The organism is Streptomyces sp. ISL-99 (assembly GCF_018614005.1).
Classification (GTDB): domain Bacteria; phylum Actinomycetota; class Actinomycetes; order Streptomycetales; family Streptomycetaceae; genus Streptomyces; species Streptomyces flavidovirens.
This window is the reverse complement of the sequence record NZ_JAGGPC010000054.1, coordinates 1-5,390: the sequence shown is the minus strand read 5'-3', so window position 1 is coordinate 5,390 and position 5,390 is coordinate 1. Positions and strand designations below refer to the sequence as shown.

General features: G+C 56.8%; 3 rRNA genes. All 3 read left to right on the top strand.

The annotated features are described in order from the left end of the window. The first annotated feature begins 273 nt into the window (after positions 1 to 273). Positions 274 to 1,799: ribosomal RNA gene (locus tag J7E91_RS29250) — 16S ribosomal RNA — on the top strand. Between the two features lie 304 nt (positions 1,800 to 2,103). Next, positions 2,104 to 5,228 (top strand): 23S ribosomal RNA (locus J7E91_RS29245). Between the two features lie 74 nt (positions 5,229 to 5,302). After that, positions 5,303 to 5,390: ribosomal RNA gene (gene rrf, locus J7E91_RS29240) — 5S ribosomal RNA — on the top strand; the annotation flags it as partial.

Genomic DNA, 5,390 nt, shown 5'->3' with positions numbered 1-5,390 from the left:
CCCGAAATACCGAACGAAAGCCCGGAGGAAAGCCCGCGAGGGTGAGTACAAAGGAAGCGTCCGTTCCTTGAGAACTCAACAGCGTGCCAAAAGTCAACGCCAGATATGTTGATACCCCGGCCCACCTTTGGTGGGTTGGTGGTTCCTTTGAAAAGTCCTGGTCGTCACTTGTGACGGTCAGGCGAACACAGCGAGGACGCTGAGAACAGCGGACCATATTCCGGTCCGATCTGTTCCGCTCTTTCGTGGTGCTAGCTCGATTACGAGCAAACATTCATGGAGAGTTTGATCCTGGCTCAGGACGAACGCTGGCGGCGTGCTTAACACATGCAAGTCGAACGATGAAGCCCTTCGGGGTGGATTAGTGGCGAACGGGTGAGTAACACGTGGGCAATCTGCCCTTCACTCTGGGACAAGCCCTGGAAACGGGGTCTAATACCGGATAACACTTCTTCGGGCATCTGAAGAGGTTAAAAGCTCCGGCGGTGAAGGATGAGCCCGCGGCCTATCAGCTTGTTGGTGGGGTAATGGCCTACCAAGGCGACGACGGGTAGCCGGCCTGAGAGGGCGACCGGCCACACTGGGACTGAGACACGGCCCAGACTCCTACGGGAGGCAGCAGTGGGGAATATTGCACAATGGGCGAAAGCCTGATGCAGCGACGCCGCGTGAGGGATGACGGCCTTCGGGTTGTAAACCTCTTTCAGCAGGGAAGAAGCGAAAGTGACGGTACCTGCAGAAGAAGCGCCGGCTAACTACGTGCCAGCAGCCGCGGTAATACGTAGGGCGCAAGCGTTGTCCGGAATTATTGGGCGTAAAGAGCTCGTAGGCGGCTTGTCACGTCGGATGTGAAAGCCCGGGGCTTAACCCCGGGTCTGCATTCGATACGGGCAGGCTAGAGTGTGGTAGGGGAGATCGGAATTCCTGGTGTAGCGGTGAAATGCGCAGATATCAGGAGGAACACCGGTGGCGAAGGCGGATCTCTGGGCCATTACTGACGCTGAGGAGCGAAAGCGTGGGGAGCGAACAGGATTAGATACCCTGGTAGTCCACGCCGTAAACGTTGGGAACTAGGTGTTGGCGACATTCCACGTCGTCGGTGCCGCAGCTAACGCATTAAGTTCCCCGCCTGGGGAGTACGGCCGCAAGGCTAAAACTCAAAGGAATTGACGGGGGCCCGCACAAGCAGCGGAGCATGTGGCTTAATTCGACGCAACGCGAAGAACCTTACCAAGGCTTGACATATACCGGAAACACCTAGAGATAGGTGCCCCCTTGTGGTCGGTATACAGGTGGTGCATGGCTGTCGTCAGCTCGTGTCGTGAGATGTTGGGTTAAGTCCCGCAACGAGCGCAACCCTTGTCCTGTGTTGCCAGCATGCCCTTCGGGGTGATGGGGACTCACAGGAGACCGCCGGGGTCAACTCGGAGGAAGGTGGGGACGACGTCAAGTCATCATGCCCCTTATGTCTTGGGCTGCACACGTGCTACAATGGCCGGTACAATGAGCTGCGATGCCGCGAGGCGGAGCGAATCTCAAAAAGCCGGTCTCAGTTCGGATTGGGGTCTGCAACTCGACCCCATGAAGTCGGAGTTGCTAGTAATCGCAGATCAGCATTGCTGCGGTGAATACGTTCCCGGGCCTTGTACACACCGCCCGTCACGTCACGAAAGTCGGTAACACCCGAAGCCGGTGGCCCAACCCCTTGTGGGAGGGAGCTGTCGAAGGTGGGACTGGCGATTGGGACGAAGTCGTAACAAGGTAGCCGTACCGGAAGGTGCGGCTGGATCACCTCCTTTCTAAGGAGCACTTCTCACCAGCCACGGTTGGTCAGAGGCCAGTTCATCGGCGAACGTCCGGTGCTGGTTGCTCATGGGTGGAACGTTGACTACTCGGCACGATCGGCAAGGTTCACAAGTACTGCTTCGGCGTGGAACGTGATATCGGGTTGGTCGGGTCGGGCACGCTGTTGGGTATCTGAGGGTACGGACCATTTGGTTTGTGTCTTCGCGATGCCGGCCCCAGTGCACTCACCTGTAAAGGGTGGGGTGATGGGTGGCTGGTCGTTGCTTGAGAACTGCACAGTGGACGCGAGCATCTGTAGGCCAAGTTTTTAAGGGCGCACGGTGGATGCCTTGGCACCAGGAACCGATGAAGGACGTGGGAGGCCACGATAGTCCCCGGGGAGCCGTCAACCAGGCTTTGATCCGGGGGTTTCCGAATGGGGAAACCCGGCAGTCGTCATGGGCTGTCACCCATACCTGAACACATAGGGTATGTGGAGGGAACGCGGGGAAGTGAAACATCTCAGTACCCGCAGGAAGAGAAAACAACCGTGATTCCGGGAGTAGTGGCGAGCGAAACCGGATGAGGCCAAACCGTATGCGTGTGATACCCGGCAGGGGTTGCGCATACGGGGTTGTGGGATTGCACTTCAACAGTCTGCCGGCTGTTGGGCAAGTCAGAAACCGTTGGTGTAGGCGAAGGACATGCGAAAGGTCCGGCGTAGAGGGTAAGACCCCCGTAGCTGAAACATCAACGGCTTGCTTGTGCAACACCCAAGTAGCACGGGGCCCGAGAAATCCCGTGTGAATCTGGCGGGACCACCCGTTAAGCCTAAATATTCCCTGGTGACCGATAGCGGATAGTACCGTGAGGGAATGGTGAAAAGTACCGCGGGAGCGGAGTGAAATAGTACCTGAAACCGTGTGCCTACAAGCCGTGGGAGCGTCGCGCATTGAGTTTACTCAATGCGTCGTGACTGCGTGCCTTTTGAAGAATGAGCCTGCGAGTTAGCGGTGTGTAGCGAGGTTAACCCGTGTGGGGAAGCCGTAGCGAAAGCGAGTCCGAACAGGGCGTTTGAGTTGCACGCTCTAGACCCGAAGCGGAGTGATCTAGCCATGGGCAGGTTGAAGCGGCTGTAAGAGGTCGTGGAGGACCGAACCCACCAGGGTTGAAAACCTGGGGGATGACCTGTGGTTAGGGGTGAAAGGCCAATCAAACTCCGTGATAGCTGGTTCTCCCCGAAATGCATTTAGGTGCAGCGTCGTGTGTTTCTTGCCGGAGGTAGAGCACTGGATAGGCGATGGGCCCTACCGGGTTACTGACCTTAGCCAAACTCCGAATGCCGGTAAGTGAGAGCACGGCAGTGAGACTGTGGGGGATAAGCTCCATGGTCGAGAGGGAAACAGCCCAGAGCATCGACTAAGGCCCCTAAGCGTACGCTAAGTGGGAAAGGATGTGGAGTCGCAGAGACAACCAGGAGGTTGGCTTAGAAGCAGCCACCCTTGAAAGAGTGCGTAATAGCTCACTGGTCAAGTGATTCCGCGCCGACAATGTAGCGGGGCTCAAGCGTACCGCCGAAGTCGTGTCATTCACACATATATCCCCAACGGGAGTGTGGATGGGTAGGGGAGCGTCGTGTGCCGGGTGAAGCAGCCGCGGAAGCGAGTTGTGGACGGTTCACGAGTGAGAATGCAGGCATGAGTAGCGATACACACGTGAGAAACGTGTGCGCCGATTGACTAAGGGTTCCTGGGTCAAGCTGATCTGCCCAGGGTAAGTCGGGACCTAAGGCGAGGCCGACAGGCGTAGTCGATGGACAACCGGTTGATATTCCGGTACCCGCTTTGAAACGCCCAGTATCGAATCCATTGATGCTAAGGCCGTGAAGCCGTTCCGGACCCTTCGGGGAAAGGAAAGTGGTGGAGCCGCCGGCCCAAGGTGGTAGTAGGTAAGCGATGGGGTGACGCAGGAAGGTAGTCCAGCCCGGGCGGTGGTTGTCCCGGGGTAAGGGTGTAGGCCGTGTGATAGGCAAATCCGTCACACATTAAGGCTGAGACCTGATGCCGAGCCGATTGTGGTGAAGTGGATGATCCTATGCTGTCGAGAAAAGCCTCTAGCGAGTTTCATGGCGGCCCGTACCCTAAACCGACTCAGGTGGTCAGGTAGAGAATACCGAGGCGTTCGGGTGAACTATGGTTAAGGAACTCGGCAAAATGCCCCCGTAACTTCGGGAGAAGGGGGGCCATCACTGGTGATCCGTTTTACACGGTGAGCTGGGGGTGGCCGCAGAGACCAGCGAGAAGCGACTGTTTACTAAAAACACAGGTCCGTGCGAAGCCGTAAGGCGATGTATACGGACTGACGCCTGCCCGGTGCTGGAACGTTAAGGGGACCGGTTAGTGCGCTTTCGGGCGTGCGAAGCTGAGAACTTAAGCGCCAGTAAACGGCGGTGGTAACTATAACCATCCTAAGGTAGCGAAATTCCTTGTCGGGTAAGTTCCGACCTGCACGAATGGCGTAACGACTTCTCGACTGTCTCAACCATAGGCCCGGTGAAATTGCACTACGAGTAAAGATGCTCGTTTCGCGCAGAAGGACGGAAAGACCCCGGGACCTTTACTACAGTTTGATATTGGTGTTCGGTTCGGCTTGTGTAGGATAGGTGGGAGACTGTGAAGCATGCACGCCAGTGTGTGTGGAGTCAATCTTGAAATACCACTCTGGTCGTGCTGGATGTCTAACCTCGGTCCGTGATCCGGATCAGGGACAGTGTCTGATGGGTAGTTTAACTGGGGCGGTTGCCTCCTAAAGAGTAACGGAGGCGCCCAAAGGTTCCCTCAGCCTGGTTGGCAATCAGGTGTTGAGTGTAAGTGCACAAGGGAGCTTGACTGTGAGACCGACGGGTCGAGCAGGGACGAAAGTCGGGACTAGTGATCCGGCAGTGGCTTGTGGAAGCGCTGTCGCTCAACGGATAAAAGGTACCCCGGGGATAACAGGCTGATCTTCCCCAAGAGTCCATATCGACGGGATGGTTTGGCACCTCGATGTCGGCTCGTCGCATCCTGGGGCTGGAGTCGGTCCCAAGGGTTGGGCTGTTCGCCCATTAAAGCGGTACGCGAGCTGGGTTTAGAACGTCGTGAGACAGTTCGGTCCCTATCCTCTGCGCGCGTAGGAATATTGAGAAGGGCTGTCCCTAGTACGAGAGGACCGGGACGGACGAACCTCTGGTGTGCCAGTTGTCCTGCCAAGGGCATGGCTGGTTGGCTACGTTCGGAAAGGATAACCGCTGAAAGCATCTAAGCGGGAAGCCTGCTTCGAGATGAGTGTTCCCACCCCCTTTGAGGGGTTAAGGCTCCCAGTAGACGACTGGGTTGATAGGCCAGATGTGGAAGCCCGGTAACGGGTGGAGCTGACTGGTACTAATAGGCCGAGGGCTTGTCCTCAGTTGCTCGCGTCCACTGTGTTAGTTCTGAAGTAACGAACTGTGCCAATATCCGGTTCGATATCTTCATAGTGTTTCGGTGGTCATAGCGTTAGGGAAACGCCCGGTTACATTCCGAACCCGGAAGCTAAGCCTTTCAGAGGCGATCGTGCAGCGGGGGAGA